The following is a 19328-nucleotide window of genomic DNA, read 5'->3' as shown; positions in this document are numbered from 1 at the left end:
ATCAAATGACGATGTTACGTCCCGCTATACTTCTGTTTATTCTGCTGTCTCTCATTACCGGTGGGCTTTACCCGCTGCTGACCACCGCGCTGGGCCAGTGGTGGTTCAAGGATCAGGCCAATGGCTCGCTGATCATACAGCAGGGTGAAAACCGCGGCTCCCGCCTGATTGGTCAAAACTTTACGGATGCCCGGTACTTTCAGGGACGCCCTTCCGCTACCGCCGATAGCCCGTATAATCCGATGGCATCCGGCGGGAGCAACCTGGCGGGCAGTAATCCTGAACTGGACAAAGCCATCGCTGAGCGTGTGGCGGCCCTGCGCAGTGCCAACCCGCAGGCCAGCCGGGAGATTCCAGTTGAACTGGTGACTGCCTCCGCCAGTGGGCTGGACTACAGCCTGACGCCTGAAGCGGTGGCCTGGCAGATACCGCGCGTCGCCGCGGCCCGTCATCTTAGCGTCGAGCAGGTCAGCCAGCTGGTGGCAGCGCACACGCAAAAGCCGCTGGTCAGTTTCATTGGCATGCCGGTAGTAAATATTGTTGAGCTGAATCTGGCGCTGGACGCGCTAAGGAATAACTAAATGACCGACGAGCCCTTGCGCCCGGATCCTGACAGGCTGCTGGAACAGACAGCTGAAGCCCATCGCGGCAAGCTGAAAATTTTCTTCGGTGCCTGCGCGGGCGTCGGGAAAACCTTCGCCATGCTGACAGAAGCTCAGCGGCTTCGGGCTCAGGGGCTCGATATTCTGATCGGCGTGGTGGAAACCCACGGCCGTAAAGAAACCGCGGCGTTGTTAAAGGGGCTGGCCACGCAGCCTCCTCGCCGTATCAGCCATCGTGGCAGGCTGGTGACGGAGTTTGATCTCGACGCCGCCCTCGCCCGCCGCCCCGCCCTTATTTTGATGGACGAACTGGCGCACAGCAATGCGCCAGGCTCGCGACACCCCAAACGCTGGCAGGACGTTGAAGAGTTACTTGAAGCCGGGATTGACGTCTTCACCACGGTGAATGTTCAGCATCTTGAAAGCCTGAACGACGTGGTCAGCGGCGTGACCGGCATTCAGGTGCGCGAAACGGTGCCGGATCCGTTCTTTGACTCCGCTGATGAAGTAGTGCTGGTGGACCTGCCGCCAGACGATCTGCGCCAGCGCCTGCATGAAGGGAAAGTCTATATTGCAGGCCAGGCCGAACGCGCTATCGAACACTTCTTTCGTAAAGGCAACCTGATTGCCCTGCGCGAACTGGCCCTGCGCCGCACCGCCGATCGCGTGGATGACCAGATGCGTGCCTGGCGCGATCTGCAAGGACAGGAACGCGTCTGGCATACGCGGGATGCCATCCTGCTGTGCATTGGTCACGGTAGCGGCAATGAAAAGCTTGTCCGTACCGCCGCCCGGCTGGCTGCGAAATTTGGCAGCGTCTGGCATGCGGTGTATGTCGAAACGCCGCAGCTTCACGCCCTGCCAGAAAACCAGCGTCGCGCGATCCTCAGTTCGCTGCGCCTGGCCCAGGAGCTGGGGGCGGAAACCGCGACCCTCTCCGATCCGCAGGAAGATAAAGCCATTCTGCGCTACGCGCGTGAGCACAACCTGGGCAAAATTGTCATTGGCCGTCGCCAGCACCGGCGCTGGTTTAGCCGCGAATCGTTTGCCGACAAGCTGGCCCGGCGTGCACCCGACCTGGATCTGGTGGTCGTGGCGCTGGACGACAAACCCACGCCGTTACCCAACCGTGCGCCAGACAGCCGCACGTTCACCGATAAATGGCGCATCCAGCTTCGCGGTTGCCTTATCGCCGTCGTGCTTTGCGCCCTGATTACCTTTATTGCCAGCCAGTGGCTGATTGCATTTGATGCCGCCAACCTGGTGATGATCTACCTGCTCGGCGTGGTGGTGGTGGCGCTCTTCTACGGGCGCTGGCCGTCAGTCCTGGCGACGGTGATTAACGTCATCAGCTTCGATCTCTTCTTTATCGACCCGCGCGGAACGCTTGCCGTCTCGGATGTACAGTACGTCCTCACATTTGCCGTCATGCTCACCGTCGGGCTGGTGATCGGGAATTTGACGGCAGGCGTTCGCTATCAGGCGCGTATCGCCCGCTATCGCGAACAGCGCACCCGACATTTATACGAGATGTCTAAATCGCTGGCGGTAGGCCGCACGCCGCTGGATATCGTCCAGACCAGCGAGCAGTTTATCCGCTCGACCTTTAATGCCAGCAACCTGATTTTACTCCCGGACGAGCACGGGAAATTACGCCCGCTGACGTCGGCCTCGGGCATGACGCCCTGGGATGAAGCCATTGCGCGCTGGAGCTTCGATAAAGGTTTACCGGCCGGTGCAGGGACAGACACCCTGCCCGGCGTGCCGTATCAGATCCTGCCGCTGCGCAGTGCCGATAAAAATCAGGGGCTGGTCATCGTCGAGCCGTCTAATCTGCGCCAGCTGATGATCCCCGAGCAGCAAAGGCTGCTGGAGACCTTTACGCTGCTGGTTGCCAGTGCGCTCGAAAGACTGGCGCTGACGGCGAGCGAAGAGCAGGCGCGTCTGGCAAGCGAGCGTGAAAGCATTCGTAACTCGTTGCTGGCGGCCCTCTCCCACGATCTTCGCACGCCTCTCACCGTGTTGTTTGGCCAGTCGGAAATTCTGACCCTGGATCTGGCGGCTGAAGGTTCAAAACATGCCCTGCAGGCCAGCGAGATCCGCCAGCACGTGCTGAACACCACGCGGCTGGTGAATAACCTGCTCGATATGGCGCGGATACAGTCTGGCGGGTTCAACCTCAAAAAAGAGTGGCTCACGCTTGAGGAAGTGGTAGGAAGCGCGCTGAAAATGCTGGAGCCCGGTCTCGGCGGACGGCATATCGCCCTGAACATGCCCGATCCCCTGACATTAATTCACGTTGATGGCCCGCTGTTTGAGCGGGTGTTAATTAATCTGCTGGAAAATGCGGGTAAATATGCCGGAGCACACGCGCAAATTGGGGTGAATGCTTCGGTGGAAGATCACACCCTGCGGCTCGATGTCTGGGACACCGGGCCCGGTATTCCTGCCGGGCAGGAAAAAGCGATATTCGAAAAATTCTCACGAGGCAATAAAGAGTCTGCCATTCCGGGGGTTGGGCTGGGTCTGGCGATCTGCCAGGCCATTATTGACGTCCATGGCGGCACCATTTCGGCGGAGAACCGCCCGGAAGGAGGTGCACGTTTTTGTGTTACACTTCCTCTGGACGCCCCGCCAGAACTTGATGAATTACCAGAGGATTTGTGATCAACGTCCTGATTGTAGAAGATGAACTCGCCATTAGCCGGTTTCTGCGCGCTGCGCTGGAAGGTGACGGTCTGCGCGTTCATGATGCCGGTACGCTCCAGCGCGGGTTGATTGAAGCCGCTACCCGCAAGCCGGACCTGGTGATCCTCGATCTCGGTTTGCCGGATGGCGACGGTATCGATTTTATTCGCGAGGTGCGCCAGTGGAGCCAGATGCCCATTCTGGTGCTCTCCGCACGCACCGAAGAGTCAGATAAAATCGCCGCGCTGGATGCCGGGGCGGACGACTATCTTATTAAACCTTTTGGGATTGGTGAGTTACAGGCTCGCCTTCGTGTGGCGCTGCGTCGCCACGGTGCCGCCACGCCTGCCGACCCCACGTACACTTTCGGTGATGTGCACGTTGATCTCGCTTCGCGACGTATTGTGCGCGGTGAAGAGGAGATACATCTCACGCCGATAGAGTTCCGCCTGCTTGCGGTTTTGCTCAACAACCACGGTAAGGTGCTGACCCAACGTCAGCTGCTGGCTCAGGTGTGGGGACCCAACGCCGTGGAACATAGTCACTATTTACGCATATATATGGGCCACCTGCGCCAGAAACTTGAAACCGACCCCGCACGTCCTCGCCATTTATTAACTGAAACCGGTATCGGTTATCGGTTTATGCTTTGAATAACTATTCAATTTTATTTCCAATAAAAAAAACCCTCCCACATAATTCCGTTTAAATAAGCCATAAGCGATAATTTTGGCTTATTTTCGCTCATTCAAAACAGAAACAACACAATCCGTTAACGCATCATCAACAAACCAGTGTTTTGATCTGCGATATTCATCGAAAACGAATAATTATTTCTTATTTGATCGGTTAAGGGTGATCTGATTCACAGTTAATCGCTTTTTCCTGGATAAAATGACCATGCTTTCAATTACTGAAAGGAAAATGAAACATGGAAAACAATAATCGCTTGATGCCCCATATAAGGCGGACAACACATATCATGATGTTTGCCCACCGAAACTGCTTTGACTTCCATCTCTTTAATGCCCGGTAGTCCTTCGACTTCTGGCGCACCCGCTTGCAGGTTAACCTGAAAAAACTCTATTTTACAGGCCGTTGCCTGTGAAGGCGTGCGTTCATTCAATTTAATTCAGACTTATCCGCAGCCGGGCGGACTGAATCTCATTCATTAAAAAGCAACTTACTGATTTTTTATCAGCGGCCACACTTTGCTTTTTTTTTCCGGACATTATCGATTTCTTTCTAGCGAGAAATCGAGGGACGAATATTGCCTTAAATAAAGAGAGAAAGATGAAAAGTTTAAAAATTGCAGCCAGCCGTGCATGCCCTGATTGCTTTACCACTCACCGTGAACTGGTAGATGTCAGCACCTCTGATTATATTGACGTCGCCGCCATTGTTCTGGCCGTGAGCGATATTTCCAGTGGCACTCTGGAAGAAATAGAAGCTACCGGGTTTGGTATTCCCGTATTTATTGCGACACATAAAGAAGAGTTCATTCCGGCTGAATATTTATCGCGCATCCACGGTGTGTTTGAGTGTTCAGAGACCAGTAACGACTTTTACGGACGTCAACTGGAAGCGGCCGCGCAGAAGTACGAAACCCAGCTACGCCCCCCGTTTTTCCGCGCACTGGTCGACTACGTGAATCAGGGCAACAGCGCATTCGATTGTCCGGGGCATCAGGGTGGGCAATTTTTCCGCCGTCATCCTGCCGGTAATCAATTTGTCGATTTCTTCGGCGAAACGCTTTTCCGCTCCGATCTGTGCAACGCCGACGTGGCCATGGGGGATCTGCTGATTCATGAAGGCGCGCCGTGCATTGCCCAGCAACACGCGGCGAAAGTGTTTAATGCGGATAAAACCTACTTTGTGCTGAACGGTACCTCATCATCCAACAAAGTGGTGCTAAACGCCCTGCTCACCCCCGGCGACCTGGTGCTGTTCGATCGTAATAACCATAAATCCAACCACCACGGAGCCCTGCTTCAGGCGGGTGCCACGCCGGTCTATCTGGAAACTGCGCGCAACCCGTACGGCTTTATTGGTGGCATTGATGCCCACTGCTTTGAGGAGAGCTACCTGCGCGAGCTGTTATCGGAAGTGGCGCCGGGTCGTGCGCGTGACGAACGTCCGTTCCGTCTGGCGGTGATCCAGCTGGGCACCTACGATGGCACCATTTATAACGCCCGCCAGGTCGTCGATAAAATTGGTCACCTGTGCGACTACATCCTGTTCGATTCTGCCTGGGTGGGCTACGAGCAATTTATTCCGATGATGGCCGACTGCTCTCCGCTGCTGCTGGAGCTGAACGAAAACGATCCGGGGATCCTGGTTACCCAGTCAGTCCATAAACAGCAGGCGGGTTTTTCGCAGACCTCGCAAATTCACAAGAAAGACCGCCATATTAAAGGCCAACCGCGCTATGTCCCGCACAAGCGCCTGAATAACGCCTTTATGATGCACGCCTCCACCAGCCCGTTCTACCCCCTGTTTGCCGCACTGGATATCAACGCCCGCATGCACGAGGGGCAGAGTGGCCGCAATATGTGGATGGACTGCGTGGTTACCGGCATTGAAGCACGCAAGCTGATCCTGGAGAACTGCCAGTTTATTCGCCCGTTCGTGCCGGAGCTGGTAGATGGCCGTCCGTGGGAAAGCTGGGACACGGCTGAAATTGCCACCGACCTGCGCTTCTTCCACTTTGTGCCGGGTGAAAACTGGCACGCTTTTGAAGGGTATGCCGAGCATCAATACTTTATCGACCCGTGCAAACTGCTGTTGACCACGCCTGGCATCAACGCCCGTACCGGCGAGTATGAGGATTTCGGCGTGCCCGCCACCATCCTGGCTAACTTCCTGCGTGAAAACAGCATCGTGCCGGAGAAATGCGATCTCAACTCGATCCTGTTCCTGCTGACCCCTGCGGAAGATATGGGCAAGCTGCAGCAGCTGGTGGCACAGTTGGTGCGTTTCGAAAAACTGCTTCAGACCGATGCGCCATTAAAAGAGGTGCTTCCGTCTATCTGTAAGCAATACCCGGAACGCTACGCCGGTTATACCCTGCGCCAGATATGCCAGGAGATGCATGAACTGTACGCCCTCCATAACGTGAAACAGCTGCAAAAAGAGATGTTCCGCAAGTCTCACTTCCCTCGCGTGATGATGAACCCGCAGGACGCAAACTATGCGTATCTGCGTGGTGAGGTTGAACTGGTCTCGCTGCGTGATGCGGAAGGCCGTATTGCCGCCGAAGGCGCCCTGCCTTACCCACCAGGCGTGCTGTGCGTGGTTCCGGGTGAAGTCTGGGGAGGCTCCGTCCTGCGCTACTTTGCCGCGCTGGAAGAGGGTATCAACCTTTTACCGGGCTTCGCACCGGAACTACAGGGTGTGTACGTTGAGGAGTGTGACGGACGCAAACAGGTTCGCTGTAACGTCATCAAACAACCCGCCGCTCAGCCCGCGCTGCTGAAAGGAGAAAAATTATGAGTAAGTCCAACAAAATGGGCGTGGTGCAGCTGACCATCCTCACCATGGTCAACATGATGGGTTCAGGGATTATTATGCTGCCCACCAAACTTGCCGAGGTGGGTACCATTTCGATTATCTCCTGGCTGGTAACCGCGGTCGGCTCCATGGCGCTGGCATGGGCATTTGCCAAATGCGGAATGTTCAGCCGCAAGTCAGGCGGGATGGGCGGCTACGCCGAATACGCCTTCGGCAAATCTGGCAACTTTATGGCTAACTACACCTACGGCGTGTCGCTGCTGATCGCCAACGTGGCGATTGCCATCTCCGCCGTGGGTTACGGTACGGAGCTGTTTGGTGCCACGCTCAGCCCGGTGCAAATTGGTTTGGCCACCATCGGCGTGCTGTGGATCTGCACCGTGGCCAACTTTGGCGGCGCGCGCATCACGGGTCAGTTAAGTAGCATCACCGTCTGGGGCGTGATTATCCCGGTTGTCGGGCTGTGCATCATCGGCTGGTTCTGGTTCAGTCCGACCCTGTACGCGAACTCCTGGAACCCGCACCATGTGCCGTTCTTTTCCGCTGTGGGGTCCTCTATCGCCATGACGCTGTGGGCCTTCCTCGGTCTGGAATCTGCCTGTGCTAATGCGGAAGTGGTAGAGAACCCGGAAAAGAACGTCCCGATTGCCGTTCTTGGCGGAACGCTGGGCGCGGCGGTGATCTATATCGTCTCCACTAACGTTATTGCCGGTATCGTACCGAACATGGATTTGGCTAACTCCACGGCGCCGTTTGGGCTGGCCTTCGCGCAGATGTTCACCCCGGAAGTCGGGAAAGTGATCATGGGGCTGATGGTCATGTCCTGTTGCGGTTCACTCCTCGGCTGGCAGTTCACCATTGCGCAGGTGTTTAAATCTTCGGCTGACGAAGGTTACTTCCCGAAAATCTTCTCCCGCGTGACCAAAGCCGATGCGCCGGTGCAGGGCATGCTGGCCATTGTCATCTTCCAGAGTGGATTGTCGCTGATGACCATTAGCCCGTCGCTGAACAGCCAGTTCAACGTGCTGGTCAACCTGGCGGTGGTGACAAATATCATTCCATATATTCTGTCGATGGCGGCGCTGGTGATCATTCAGAAGGTGGCGAAAGTCGATCCCCGTAAAGCACGGGCGGCCAATATTGTGGCACTGATTGGGGCGATTTACAGCTTCTATGCGCTCTACTCATCCGGCCAGGAGGCGATGCTTTATGGTGCGATGGTGACCTTTATGGGCTGGACGCTGTACGGGCTGGTCTCACCGCGGTTTGAATTGAAGAATAAACATAGTTAGGTAAAAGCAAAACGGCAACCCAGGGGTTGCCGTTTTTCGTGTTTTCACCCTCTCCCTGTGGGAGAGGGCCGGGGTGAGGGCATCAGCCCGCACCAAACACCACTTACGCGTTTTTCAGCACTTCGCTGACAATCTCTACCGCTTCTTTCTCAATCTGCTGGCGATGCTCAGCGCCGAGGAAGCTTTCACAATAGATTTTGTACGCATCTTCCGTACCGGATGGACGCGCGGCGAACCAGCCATTTTCGGTCATCACCTTCAGCCCCCCGATAGAGGCACCGTTACCCGGCGCTGCCGTCAGACGGGCCGTGATGGGATCACCGGCCAGCGTGCTGGCACTGACCATCTCCGGAGAGAGTTTAGACAGGGCAGCTTTCTGTGCGGAGGTCGCGCTTGCCTGGATACGGTTGTAGCTCGGAGCACCAAAGCGCGCCGCCAACTCGTCGTAGTGTTCCTGCGGGTTCTTGCCGGTGACCGCGGTGATCTCCGCCGCCAGCAGACACATGATGATACCGTCTTTGTCGGTTGACCATGGTGTGCCGTCGAAACGCAGGAAGGATGCCCCCGCGCTCTCTTCACCACCAAAGCCGAAGCTGCCGTCATGCAGACCGTCAACAAACCATTTAAAGCCCACCGGCACTTCCACCAGCTTGCGACCCAGCGCGTCAACCACGCGGTCGATCATGGCTGAAGAAACCAGCGTTTTACCTACAGCCACCTCTTTGCCCCACTGTGGACGATGCTGGAACAGGTAGTTGATTGCCACAGCCAGGTAGTGGTTTGGGTTCATCAGCCCGGCCGGGGTAACGATACCGTGGCGGTCATAATCCGGGTCGTTGGCGAAGGCCAGATCGAATTTGTCACGCAGTGCCAGCAGGCCCGCCATCGCGCACTCGGAGGAGCAGTCCATACGGATCGCGCCGTCTTTATCAAGGTGCATAAAGCGGAAGGTCTGATCGACGTGATCGTTAACGATGGTCAGATCCAGCTTGTAATGCTCTGCAATGCGTTTCCAGTATTCAATACCGGAGCCGCCCAGCGGATCCACACCCAGCTTCAGGCCGGCTTTCTGGATAGCCGCCATATCGACGATATCCGCCAGCCCTTCCACGAACGGCTGCACCAGATCCTGCTCTTTCACGTGGCCGGACGCCATGGCCGCATCCAGAGAAATACGCTTAACGCCTTTCAGACCATCGGCCATTAAGGCGTTGGCGCGGTCTTCCACCACTTTGGTGACGTTGGTATCTGCCGGGCCACCGTTAGGTGGGTTGTATTTGATACCACCGTCTTCCGGCGGGTTGTGAGAAGGCGTGATAACGATACCGTCAGCCTGTGGGCCACCTTTTTTGTTGTGCACAAGGATAGCGTTAGAGACGGCAGGCGTTGGGGTGAAACCGTTATTTTCCTGCACAATTACATCAACGCCGTTCGCCGCCAGAACTTCCAGCACGGAAATGAATGCCGGTTCAGACAGGGCGTGAGTATCTTTCCCCACGTAGCACGGACCGGTAACACCGTTTTTGGCGCGCTCTTCCGCGATGGCCTGAGCAATGGCCAGAATGTGCGGTTCGTTAAAGCTATGGCGTGCCGCGCTACCGCGATGGCCTGATGTCCCAAACTTCACTGCGTGTTCTGCGTTGCCCACGACCGGTTTCAGCACATAATACTGCGCGGTCAGCTGAGCGACGTTAATCAAATCGCTTTGTTGTGCAGGTTGGCCTGCACGGCTGTGATTTGCCATTACCGGGTCCTTCTGATGCAAGGGTTAAATTGTACCGCAAACCTTTTCAATCAATTCCGCCGGGAACTGCATGGACTGCATGATGTGTTCAACCATGCTGCACTTGCGGCCCGTATTGGTATTGGTGATGACCCAGTACGGTGTGCCAGGGACATGTTTAGGTTTGGTCTGGTTGCCATTTTGCAGCAGCGTCTGCTCGTCGCCCGCGAAATAGACGCGCGTGCGACCGTGCAGCGACTCAGTCGCTTCAGCAAACGCCTTGTTATCCAGTGAATAAAGTGTAGACAGCACCAGCATGAAGCGGTTGACCGCTTTTTTCTGCTCTGCATATTCATCAGACAGCAGCAGCTCGCGCATCGCACGTACTTTGTCTTTCACCTGCACGACGGCAGGTTTTGCTTGTGCAACAACACTCGGCTGAGACACGACATCTTTAGTGGCTGGGGTAGCAGACGGTGAGGCGGCGGAAATTTTAAGCATACGCCGTAAAATGTCGGACGCGCTCTCCCCGATATGCCGCGTTTGGCTGGCAATAAACTGATAGAGTTCGTCATCAACTTCGATTGTTTTCATCTTAATCCAGTGCGATATCTTATCTGAATACAAGTCGTTGAGATTATAAAGTCAAATCCCAACAGCGGATAGCGTCAAACCAAGTTGGCGGCAAAAGTCAGATTAAACTGGAACCTTGCAGCCGGGCGGCAGAATGGTCAACATAATACCCTAACCTGTCACACCTAAAAAAAGAACTTTGCCATGAAATTGAATACCCGAGCGCAATCTGCACAATCGCCGAACACGAATCCTCCCATCGTACTGGTTCACGGGCTGTTTGGCAGCCTGGATAACCTGGGCGTGCTGGCGCGCGATCTGGTTACCGATCACGATATTTTGCAGGTGGATATGCGAAATCATGGCCTTTCCGGGCGTTCAGAAGAGATGACCTATGCGGCCATGGCGCAGGACCTGCTGGATACGCTGGATGCCAACAATCTCGAGAAAGTGACGTTGATCGGGCATTCAATGGGTGGCAAAGCGGTCATGGCTCTGACGGCTCTGGCACCAGAAAGAATAAGTGGCCTGGTGGTCATAGATGTCGCCCCGGTGGATTACAACGTCCGTCGCCATGATGAGATTTTCGCCGCCATCAACGCGGTGACCAACGCTGGCATCTCGACGCGCCAACAGGCAGCCGTCGTTATGCGTGAGCATCTGGATGAAGAAGGGGTTATCCAGTTTCTGCTGAAATCGTTCGTTGACGGCCAGTGGCGGTTCAACGTGCCGGTGCTGTGGGAGCAGTACGATAACATCGTCGGCTGGGAAACCGTTCCGGCATGGCCGCACCCTACCCTCTTCATTCGTGGCGGCAATTCGCCCTACGTTACCGACGCCTGTCGCGATACCCTGCTGGCGCAATTCCCGCAGGCACGCGCTCATGTCATAGCTGGCGCCGGACATTGGGTTCATGCGGAAAAACCAGACGCCGTCTTACGCGCCATTCGCCGCTATCTGACTGATACGGCAAATTGATTAAAAAGAGAGCGACTGGAAGGCTGCGGGCTTCCAGTCGTTGGCGTGCCGTTTTTGGTGATGTATGATGGCGCGCTTATCGCCCAGGCATTAGCAGGGCGGCGTGTTTCCCCCGAAGTCTCAGAATCATGGCCAAAGAACAAACGGACCGTACGACACTAGATCTGTTCGCGAATGAGCGTCGACCGGGACGACCAAAAACGAATCCGCTTTCGCGCGACGAACAGCTGCGTATTAATAAACGCAACCAGCTTAAACGCGATAAAAATCGTGGACTTAAGCGTGTCGAACTGAAGCTCAACGCCGACGCTGTCGATGCGCTAAACGAACTGGCTGACGCGCGTAATATCAGCCGCAGCGAGCTGATCGAAGAGATGTTACTCACCCAACTCGAGACCATGCGCAGTAAGGCATAAGTCCGAAAAATCCCTTTATTACCCTTTTCATGTAGCACAGAGTGCAGTCCTGCGCGATAGCTGTTTCCGCAGGGTTGCCTGTTCTGCTATTATTGCCTTTATCCGTGGACAAATTGCGCCACCATACCATTAAGTATCAAGAGGTTATTTTACTCATGGCAATTATCGGCATTTTCTTCGGCAGTGATACCGGCAATACCGAAAATATCGCAAAAAACATTCAAAAACAGCTCGGTAAAGACGTTGCCGATGTGCACGACATCGCCAAGAGCAGCAAAGAAGATCTCGAAGGCTATGACATCCTGCTGCTGGGTATTCCGACCTGGTATTACGGTGAAGCCCAGTGTGACTGGGATGATTTCTTCCCAACGCTGGAAGAGGTGGATTTCAACGGCAAGCTGGTTGCCCTGTTTGGCTGCGGCGACCAGGAAGACTATGCAGAGTACTTCTGTGATGCGCTGGGCACCATCCGCGACATTATTGAGCCAAACGGTGCCGTTATTGTAGGTCACTGGCCTACCGCTGGTTACCACTTCGAAGCGTCTAAAGGTCTGGCAGACGACGATCACTTCGTGGGTCTGGCGATTGACGAAGATCGTCAGCCAGAACTGACCGCCGAGCGCGTTGAAAAATGGGTTAAGCAGATCCGTGAAGAGCTGCACCTGGACGATATTCTCAACGCCTGATGATTCTTGCGGCGCAACGGTGGTTGCGCCCATAAACCAGGTCAAACCGATTAAATTAATTGCTACAATCTTTTAACTTTTTCGCCCAGACCTGTACAATGACCCCCTGATAAAACGTGGCTTTCACAATGCAAGTTTGTTGGTGATACCACGTTTTTATAAGCATACTTTACCTGAGACTTGCAGTTTTCATTTAGCCATGGCAGTTCTATAATGAGACGCATTATCCCGGGTGCAATTTCTGTCACTTCCTACAGAAGTGAATCGTTTAGCAACAGGACAGATTCCGCATGACTGACAACAATACCGCATTAAAGAAGGCTGGCCTGAAAGTTACGCTTCCTCGGTTAAAAATCCTTGAAGTGCTTCAGGGTCCAGACAATCACCATGTCAGTGCGGAAGACCTTTATAAGCGTCTTATCGACATGGGCGAAGAGATTGGGCTGGCAACCGTCTATCGTGTGCTGAACCAGTTTGATGACGCGGGCATTGTCACCCGTCATAATTTCGAAGGCGGTAAATCTGTATTCGAACTGACTCAACAGCATCACCACGATCACCTGATCTGCCTGGATTGCGGCAAGGTCATTGAATTCAGCGATGATTCCATTGAATCTCGCCAGCGTGAAATCGCCGCACGTCACGGTATCCGCCTGACGAACCACAGCCTGTACCTGTATGGTCACTGCGCTGAAGGCGATTGCCGCGAAGACGATCACGCGCACGACGCGAAATAAACACGTTTCATACTCTGAGCCAGCCGCAAGGTTGGCTTTTTTTTTGCCTGCGGTCTGGCAAAAAAAAGCCCGGCAGCGCAGCGCTACCGGGCATGATAACAGCGGGTTAATGGCTGTTGTTGCTGCGAATCTCTTTCCAGATCTGATCGCAACGCTTCGCGACTTCCTGATCGTTACCGGTTTTACGCGCCTGGATACAGGCCTGATAATCCATTACACGAATATTCTCCTGGGTTGCGAACTGTTCATGCGCTTTCTCTTTTTTCAGCACATTCAGCACGCTCTGACAGGCTTCGATCTTCTCCGGCGAACCTTCCGCCGTATTGATACACGCGCTGTAGGCTTCTTTCAGACGGGAGTCCTCTTTCGGGGCCTGATTCTGCGCACAAGCCACCAGTCCCGATGCCAGCAACGCGACGATTACAATCTTTTTCATATGTAGTCTCCGGTCCGGCGGGTATTACCCCGCCGGACGAGTCATCAGAAGATGGTGAACGGTGCGATAACCATGAATTTCACGTCGCGTTCATCCTGGAAGATGTTGCCGTAACCGCCCGCGTAGCTCGGGATATCGGAGTGGTTGTCGTATTGTGTAAAGTGCAGTTTGAACATAGTACCTTTGGCGCGACCATCCTGCAGGGTGTAGATCGCATCCAGGCTGTAAGCGGATTCTTTGAGACGATAGTTTGGATCGTAGTATGCGTCTGGCGTTGCCATATCAGCAGGCTTCGCATCCCATGCGTAGGCGTAAGATGCCCCCACCGCCCAGCCTGGCAGGTTCCAGTTTTTCAGATCATACATTGCGCCGAAGAAGACTGCTTTTTCGCCATCGGCGTTGAAGTCGGAACGGTTATCCCACCAGATATCCAGACGACCGTTTGAAGAGGCATAGGTTGGGGTCATACGCTGCAGGAAGTAGCCCTGCTGCCCTTCCGCTTTTACCCACGTTCCTTCAAGACGCAAATCTACCTGACCGACTTTGTAGCCGAAGGTCAGCGCCTGCAACCACGCCGTGCCGTCATAAATATCATTCACGCCACCATCACTGACTTTATCTCGCGTACCGTAGAACTGGTAGCTGGTACTCAGCGGGCTACCCGCGATGTCAAATTTATAACTGGCCTTAGCAAAATACTGATCGATATAACCTTCCGCCTGACCAAATGCCGCTTCAAGCACTAAATCATTTTTAAAGTCGTACTTCGCGCCCAGCGAGTGAAGATAATCCACTTTGGTCTTCTTATCGTTCTGGTAGAACTTGTCCATTTCGATATGCCACGGCGCTTTATACTCGTTGGTCCACATATACGAGAAGCTCAACGCACCTGCGTCACCGTAATCAAAATTGGCGCCCGCTTCTGCCCCCTGATAGGTACCTGGCATAAAGCTCCAGTGCGGTGCTAACAGGGTTTGACCGGTTGGCTGAATATAACCACCGCGCGCCCATACCGGGCCGTATTTAAATTTCGCGGCAGCTTTATACAGGCTGATACCGCTTTTATCTCCAGACCAGTCTTCTTTATACGCTTTATTACTGGAGGAGAAGGCTATTTCGTTCGGGTGGCCGCTGTCACCATTTTCCGCCATTTCAATTGCCGTAAAGGCGGCAATATCCAGGCCGAACATATCGGCAGCGTAACCAGACTGGAAATCCAGGTTGGCGTTCCAGGTAGAGTGAGAAAGGTTCGTTTTATATTTATCTTCCGTGACATCTTTACGGTCACGTTCACGCTGCCAGTAATAAATACCGCCCGTGAGGGTTGAATCATCGATGAAGCCTGCTGCTTTAGCGTCTGGCGTCACCACCAGGCCTGACATTGCTGTCACACCGGCAATAGCCAGCGCCAGCGCACTACGTTTGCCACTGAACGTACGCATAGATTATTCCTCTTTGACGAATTAAAACGCCTAAAACGGCGAAAAATATAAAAGACCTGATGGTCAGGGGTAGTCGGAAATACCCTCGAATAACTACCGTCTTTAGGTTATTTTTCGCGACGCGAATTATCAATGCTTTTCGGTGGCTAAAACTCAGGATTATGACGAAGAGCACATAATTGGTAGTGCTTTGTAACATTTAACGGGATGCCAGAACTGGCGGGGGAAAAGGCCGATTTTCAATAAGTAACGCGTTAAATGATATTCTTTTTACGGTGCATCAGAATTTTGAAAGGGGATAAACTTTTTTTAAAAAAAATAAGTAGCACCACATTGACCTGTTATTTTAATAAACGCTATTTGGCTACCGCTTTAAAGGCATGATCACTCTATAAAAAAACGCCGCATTACGCGGCGTTTGTTTCTCATTGACCAGCGCGGCGTTATTATTCGCCGATCTTCGTCCAGGTATCACGCAAACCAACCGTACGGTTAAATACCGGTTTTTCAGCGGTGCTGTGACGGCTGTCCAGGCAGAAGTAACCTTCACGTTCAAACTGGAACGCTTTACCCGCCTCAGCCGCTTTAAGGGATGGCTCAGCGTAACCCTGTTTGATGACCAGCGATTCCGGGTTGATGGTCGCCAGGAAGTCTTCTGCTGCGCCTGGGTTAGGCACGCTGAACAGACGATCGTACAGACGAATCTCTACCGGCAGCGCGTGTGATGCACTGACCCAGTGGATCACGCCTTTCACCTTACGACCGTCCGCCGGATCTTTGCTCAGGGTCTCGGCATCGTATGTGCAGAAGATCGTGGTGATGTTGCCTTCCGCATCTTTTTCTACGCGCTCAGCCTTGATCACATAGGCGTTACGCAGACGCACCTCTTTACCGAGCACCAGTCGCTTGTACTGCTTGTTCGCTTCTTCGCGGAAGTCAGCACGATCGATCCAGATTTCACCACTGAACGGTACGTCACGGCTGCCCATCTCCGGTTTGTTCGGATGGTTAGGCATCGAGACCATTTCGCTCGCACCCTGCGGATAGTTTTCGATAACCAGTTTTACCGGGTCGATAACGGCCATCGCGCGCGGCGCGTTTTCGTTCAGATCTTCACGAATGCAGGATTCCAGAGACGCCATCTCAATGGTGTTATCCTGCTTGGTCACGCCAATGCGTTTGCAGAACTCACGGATTGACGCCGCGGTATAGCCGCGACGGCGCAGACCGGAGATGGTCGGCATACGTGGGTCGTCCCAGCCTTCAACGTGCTTATCGGTCACCAGCAGGTTCAGCTTACGCTTGGACATCATGGTGTATTCCAGATTCAGACGAGAGAACTCGTACTGACGCGGATGCACCGGAATCGTGATGTTATCCAGCACCCAGTCGTACAGACGACGGTTGTCCTGGAATTCCAGCGTACACAGCGAGTGGGTGATGCCTTCCAGCGCATCGCTGATGCAGTGGGTGAAGTCGTACATCGGGTAGATGCACCACTTGTTACCGGTCTGGTGATGTTCAGCGAATTTAATGCGGTACAGCACCGGGTCGCGCATCACGATAAACGGTGATGCCATATCGATTTTGGCACGCAGGCACGCTTTACCTTCCTCGAAGCCACCAGCACGCATTTTTTCAAAGAGCGCCAGGTTCTCTTCCACGCTGCGATCGCGGAACGGGCTGTTTTTACCCGGTGCCGTCAGCGTGCCGCGGTATTCACGGATTTCATCTGCAGAGAGCTCGTCAACGTAGGCCAGACCTTTATTGATCAGCTCAACGGCATAGGCATACAGCTGATCGAAATAGTCAGAGGAGTAGCAGATATCGCCAGACCAGTTGAAGCCCAGCCATTGCACGTCGTTCTTAATGGACTCAACGTATTCGATGTCTTCTTTTACTGGGTTGGTGTCATCGAAACGCAGGTTGCACTGCCCCTGGTAATCCTGTGCGATACCAAAGTTCAGGCAGATCGATTTGGCGTGACCAATGTGCAGGTAGCCATTTGGCTCCGGCGGGAAACGCGTATGCACTGTGGTGTGCTTACCACTGGCCAGATCTTCATCGATGATCTGACGAATAAAGTTACTCGGGCGGGCTTCTGCCTCACTCATCGTGGATTCCTCAAAGCGTAAACAACGTATAACGGCATATGATCTTATAAGCCGGACGTAGTGACAACCCTTAAAACGTCCCGGAAGAAAATAATGGGGGCATTTGCTGCAAAAAAAAGCGGCGGAGGATCTCCCCCGCCGCTTAAGGCATGACTCTACTCAGGAGCGATTACTTGCCTTTAATCTCATACAGTGGCGTTTGCCCCGCAACCACCTGACCTTTTGCCTGAAGCACCAGGCCGCTGAAGTCGTCGATGTTGCTGCATACCACCGGGCTTATCATCGAACGGGCATTCGCGTTCAGGAAGTCCAGATCCATTTCAAGAATCGGCTGGCCTGCAACCACTTCTGCGCCCTCTTCCACCAGGCGAGTAAAGCCCTGGCCGTTCAGCGCAACGGTATCAATACCCATATGAACCACGATCTCCGCGCCTTTTTCGGTTTCGAGGCAGAACGCGTGGTTGGTGTTAAAGATTTTCACGATGGTGCCCGCCGCAGGAGACACAACGGTTTTCTCCGTTGGTTTCACCGCAACACCGTCACCGACCGCTTTGCTGGCAAACGCTTCGTCAGGTACCTGCTCAAGCGCGACCACCTCACCCGTAACCGGTGAAACCAGCGCGGCGATAGTAGCGGCGTTTGGTACAGCCTGCGGTTTAGCAACCGGAGCATCAGCCACAGGCGCGCTATCCGTTGAGGCAGCAGCAACCGGTCCACGGGCAACCACTTTTTTCATTTCATCGCCGATAGATTCGGCTTTCGCACCCACAATAACCTGGATGGTTTGTTTGTTCAGTTTCACCACACCAGACGCGCCCAGGCGTTTGCACATGGCATCGCTTACGCGCGCAGAGTCGCCAACGGTCAGACGCAGACGGGTAATACAGGCATCAATGGCTTTCAGGTTGTCGGTACCGCCTACCGCGGCGATATAGCTGGTTGCCAGCTGGGTCAACCCTTCTTCGGTATTGCTGTTTGCTTCACTGGTTACGACGTCATCTTTTGTATCTTCGCGGCCCGGCGTTTTCAGGTTAAACATACGAATAACCGCGCTGAACAGGAGGAAGTAGACAACGAAGAACACCAGGCCCATCACAACCAGCATCCAGACGTTTTTGCTGGCTGCCGGCAGGTTGTACATCAACACGTAGTCGATCGCACCGGCTGAGAAGGAGAAGCCCGCGTGAATGCCCAGCAGGGTGGCCACAAACAGGCTGATACCGGTAAGCACCGCGTGCATGAGGTACAGCAGCGGAGCCAGGAACATGAACAGGAATTCCAGTGGCTCAGTAACACCGGTCAGGAACGCCGTTACCGCAACAGAGAGCAGCATGCCGCCAACCATTGGGCGACGCGCTTTTGGCGCGGCCAGATACATTGCCAGTGCAGCGCCCGGCAGACCAAACATCATGATTGGGAAGAAACCGGACATGAACATGCCCGCAGTGCCGTCACCCGCGTAGAAGCGGTTGATATCACCGTGGAATACGGTACCTGCCGCGTTGGTGAACTCACCAATCTGGAACCATGCGATGGTATTCAGAACCTGATGCAGGCCGGTTGGGATCAGCAGACGGTTGATGAAACCGAAGATACCTGCCCCCATTGCGCCCGCAGACACGATCCACTCACCGCCTGCATGAATGGCATGCTGTACCGGTGGCCAGACATAACCAAAGATAGCGGCCAGAATCAGACAGAAAAAGCCTGTCGCAATCGGGACAAAGCGTTTTCCGCCAAAGAAACTCAGGAAATCTGGCAGTTTGATACCCGCCCAACGGTTGTACACTGCACCGCCGACCAGACCGGTAATAATACCCGCCAGAACACCCATGTTGATTTCAGGGTTGATGGTTACCATCGCTTTGGTCAGGATGAAATAACCGACTGCCCCTGCCAGCGCCGCGGCACCCGCGCTGTCTTTAGACCAGCTGGACGCCACGCCGATGGCGAAAATCAGCGCCAGGTTGTCAAATATCGCACCACCCGCTTGCGCGATAAACGGCACGTTAAGAAGATCGGGTTGCCCGAATCGCAACAGCAGTGCTGCAACCGGTAGCACGGCGATAGGGAGCTGCAAAGCCCTACCGAGGCGCTGGAAAAAACCTAAAATATTCATCCTATTCCCCCT

At 54.2% G+C, this 19328-nt stretch carries 16 protein-coding genes; 10 read left to right on the top strand and 6 right to left on the bottom strand.

The window, feature by feature from the left end; translation table 11 throughout:
- Positions 1–5 precede the first annotated feature (5 nt).
- From kdpC to potE, 6 genes are all read left to right on the top strand, one after another.
- A complete protein-coding gene (gene kdpC, locus PUZ33_RS15885) occupies positions 6–581 on the top strand; it encodes a potassium-transporting ATPase subunit KdpC (RefSeq protein WP_013097555.1) in 576 nt (191 codons plus the stop codon).
- Positions 582–3269 carry a two-component system sensor histidine kinase KdpD gene (gene kdpD, locus PUZ33_RS15880; protein WP_058680565.1) on the top strand — a complete coding sequence of 896 codons (2688 nt, stop codon included), beginning with the start codon at positions 582–584 and terminating at the stop codon, positions 3267–3269.
- Entirely contained in the window at positions 3266–3943 is a 678-nt protein-coding gene (gene kdpE / locus PUZ33_RS15875; RefSeq protein ID WP_013097557.1) for a two-component system response regulator KdpE, read from the top strand. Before kdpD ends, kdpE begins: the two co-directional genes overlap by 4 nt.
- Before the next feature lie 278 nt (positions 3944–4221).
- Complete coding sequence (gene speFL, locus PUZ33_RS15870; protein WP_003858645.1) at positions 4222–4326, top strand: leader peptide SpeFL; 105 nt, start codon at positions 4222–4224, stop codon at positions 4324–4326.
- Between the two features lie 257 nt (positions 4327–4583).
- Entirely contained in the window at positions 4584–6782 is a 2199-nt protein-coding gene (gene speF, locus PUZ33_RS15865) for an ornithine decarboxylase SpeF (protein ID WP_274205345.1), read from the top strand.
- Positions 6779–8092, top strand: a complete 1314-nt coding sequence (potE, locus tag PUZ33_RS15860; RefSeq protein ID WP_013097559.1) for a putrescine-ornithine antiporter — start codon at positions 6779–6781, stop codon at positions 8090–8092. The genes speF and potE overlap by 4 nt, the downstream gene beginning before the upstream one ends.
- A 103-nt stretch (positions 8093–8195) precedes the next feature.
- Here the strand turns inward: potE and pgm are convergent, their stop codons facing one another.
- Positions 8196–9836: a phosphoglucomutase (alpha-D-glucose-1,6-bisphosphate-dependent) gene (pgm, locus tag PUZ33_RS15855; protein ID WP_020684950.1), complete on the bottom strand. Its 1641-nt coding sequence runs from the start codon at positions 9834–9836 to the stop codon at positions 8196–8198.
- Between the two features lie 24 nt (positions 9837–9860).
- Positions 9861–10409: a replication initiation negative regulator SeqA gene (seqA, locus tag PUZ33_RS15850; RefSeq protein ID WP_020684949.1), complete on the bottom strand. Its 549-nt coding sequence runs from the start codon at positions 10407–10409 to the stop codon at positions 9861–9863.
- A 183-nt stretch (positions 10410–10592) separates the two neighbouring features.
- Here seqA and ybfF point away from each other — a divergent pair, with 183 nt between their 5' ends.
- The 4 genes from ybfF (at position 10593) to fur (ending at position 13205) form a co-directional block, all read left to right on the top strand.
- Positions 10593–11366: an esterase gene (gene ybfF, locus PUZ33_RS15845; protein WP_045902306.1), complete on the top strand. Its 774-nt coding sequence runs from the start codon at positions 10593–10595 to the stop codon at positions 11364–11366.
- Positions 11367–11494: 128 nt separating this feature from the next.
- A complete protein-coding gene (ybfE, locus tag PUZ33_RS15840; RefSeq protein ID WP_013097563.1) occupies positions 11495–11782 on the top strand; it encodes a LexA regulated protein in 288 nt (95 codons plus the stop codon).
- A gap of 155 nt (positions 11783–11937) precedes the next feature.
- Positions 11938–12468, top strand: a complete 531-nt coding sequence (gene fldA / locus PUZ33_RS15835) for a flavodoxin FldA (RefSeq protein ID WP_008501067.1) — start codon at positions 11938–11940, stop codon at positions 12466–12468.
- Between the two features lie 290 nt (positions 12469–12758).
- Positions 12759–13205 carry a ferric iron uptake transcriptional regulator gene (gene fur / locus PUZ33_RS15830; protein ID WP_010428651.1) on the top strand — a complete coding sequence of 149 codons (447 nt, stop codon included), beginning with the start codon at positions 12759–12761 and terminating at the stop codon, positions 13203–13205.
- Positions 13206–13311: 106 nt separating this feature from the next.
- Here fur and chiQ read toward each other — a convergent pair whose 3' ends face one another.
- From chiQ to nagE, 4 genes are all read right to left on the bottom strand, one after another.
- Positions 13312–13641 (bottom strand): ChiQ/YbfN family lipoprotein, encoded by a 330-nt coding sequence (chiQ, locus tag PUZ33_RS15825; protein WP_013097564.1) that lies wholly within the window; start codon positions 13639–13641, stop codon positions 13312–13314.
- 44 nt (positions 13642–13685) lie between these two features.
- Positions 13686–15083: a chitoporin ChiP gene (chiP, locus tag PUZ33_RS15820; RefSeq protein ID WP_038418907.1), complete on the bottom strand. Its 1398-nt coding sequence runs from the start codon at positions 15081–15083 to the stop codon at positions 13686–13688.
- A 446-nt stretch (positions 15084–15529) separates the two neighbouring features.
- Positions 15530–17197: a glutamine--tRNA ligase gene (glnS, locus tag PUZ33_RS15815; protein WP_058680563.1), complete on the bottom strand. Its 1668-nt coding sequence runs from the start codon at positions 17195–17197 to the stop codon at positions 15530–15532.
- Between the two features lie 169 nt (positions 17198–17366).
- A complete protein-coding gene (gene nagE, locus PUZ33_RS15810; protein WP_020684946.1) occupies positions 17367–19316 on the bottom strand; it encodes a PTS N-acetyl glucosamine transporter subunit IIABC in 1950 nt (649 codons plus the stop codon).
- Between the last annotated feature and the right edge of the window lie 12 nt (positions 19317–19328).

This window comes from Enterobacter cloacae complex sp. 2022EL-00981, assembly GCF_028737495.1.
GTDB classification, from domain to species: domain Bacteria; phylum Pseudomonadota; class Gammaproteobacteria; order Enterobacterales; family Enterobacteriaceae; genus Enterobacter; species Enterobacter cloacae.
This window is presented reverse-complemented; position numbering and strand designations above follow the sequence as displayed.

What these genes read in the sequence shown, in the direction of transcription:
- kdpC (WP_013097555.1), top strand. Translation starts at nt 6, where the DNA reads ATGACGATGTTACGTCCCGCTATACTTCTGTTTATTCTGCTGTCTCTC.
- kdpD (WP_058680565.1), top strand. Translation starts at nt 582, where the DNA reads ATGACCGACGAGCCCTTGCGCCCGGATCCTGACAGGCTGCTGGAACAG.
- speFL (WP_003858645.1), top strand. Translation starts at nt 4,222, where the DNA reads ATGGAAAACAATAATCGCTTGATGCCCCATATAAGGCGGACAACACAT.
- speF (WP_274205345.1), top strand. Translation starts at nt 4,584, where the DNA reads ATGAAAAGTTTAAAAATTGCAGCCAGCCGTGCATGCCCTGATTGCTTT.
- potE (WP_013097559.1), top strand. Translation starts at nt 6,779, where the DNA reads ATGAGTAAGTCCAACAAAATGGGCGTGGTGCAGCTGACCATCCTCACC.
- pgm (WP_020684950.1), bottom strand. Translation starts at nt 9,836, where the DNA reads ATGGCAAATCACAGCCGTGCAGGCCAACCTGCACAACAAAGCGATTTG.
- seqA (WP_020684949.1), bottom strand. Translation starts at nt 10,409, where the DNA reads ATGAAAACAATCGAAGTTGATGACGAACTCTATCAGTTTATTGCCAGC.
- ybfF (WP_045902306.1), top strand. Translation starts at nt 10,593, where the DNA reads ATGAAATTGAATACCCGAGCGCAATCTGCACAATCGCCGAACACGAAT.
- ybfE (WP_013097563.1), top strand. Translation starts at nt 11,495, where the DNA reads ATGGCCAAAGAACAAACGGACCGTACGACACTAGATCTGTTCGCGAAT.
- fldA (WP_008501067.1), top strand. Translation starts at nt 11,938, where the DNA reads ATGGCAATTATCGGCATTTTCTTCGGCAGTGATACCGGCAATACCGAA.
- fur (WP_010428651.1), top strand. Translation starts at nt 12,759, where the DNA reads ATGACTGACAACAATACCGCATTAAAGAAGGCTGGCCTGAAAGTTACG.
- chiQ (WP_013097564.1), bottom strand. Translation starts at nt 13,641, where the DNA reads ATGAAAAAGATTGTAATCGTCGCGTTGCTGGCATCGGGACTGGTGGCT.
- chiP (WP_038418907.1), bottom strand. Translation starts at nt 15,083, where the DNA reads ATGCGTACGTTCAGTGGCAAACGTAGTGCGCTGGCGCTGGCTATTGCC.
- glnS (WP_058680563.1), bottom strand. Translation starts at nt 17,197, where the DNA reads ATGAGTGAGGCAGAAGCCCGCCCGAGTAACTTTATTCGTCAGATCATC.
- nagE (WP_020684946.1), bottom strand. Translation starts at nt 19,316, where the DNA reads ATGAATATTTTAGGTTTTTTCCAGCGCCTCGGTAGGGCTTTGCAGCTC.